Annotated in this window: 1 protein-coding gene; it reads right to left on the reverse strand. The window is 79.7% G+C overall.

The window, feature by feature from the left end; translation table 11 throughout:
* A partial coding sequence (locus tag DZG00_RS16745) for a PIG-L deacetylase family protein (RefSeq protein WP_199689858.1) occupies positions 1–296 on the reverse strand: 296 nt, incomplete at both ends.

Here is a 296-nt window from a genome sequence, read left to right on the forward strand (position 1 = left end):
GTCGAGGGCCGCACGGGCCTCGTCGCGGCGGAGGGCGACGAGCTCGCCGGGCGTGCGCGTGGGGGATCCGGGGTGCGAGGCCGCGCCGTCCGTCACGATCACGAGGGTCACCGGCACGCCGCGCGCGGCCGCGGACGCCATCAGCCCCGCGGCGCCGATCGACTCGTCGTCGGCATGGGCCGAGACGACGAGGAGGGCGGCAAGCCCCGCCAGGTCGGGCGCGGCGAGGGCGTCCCAGCGCGGATCCGCGTCCCAGGCGCCCGCGTCCGTGCCGGGCTCGCGCGCGTCGAAGGCGA

Source organism: Clavibacter lycopersici, assembly GCF_003576405.1.
In the GTDB taxonomy this organism is placed as follows: domain Bacteria; phylum Actinomycetota; class Actinomycetes; order Actinomycetales; family Microbacteriaceae; genus Clavibacter; species Clavibacter lycopersici.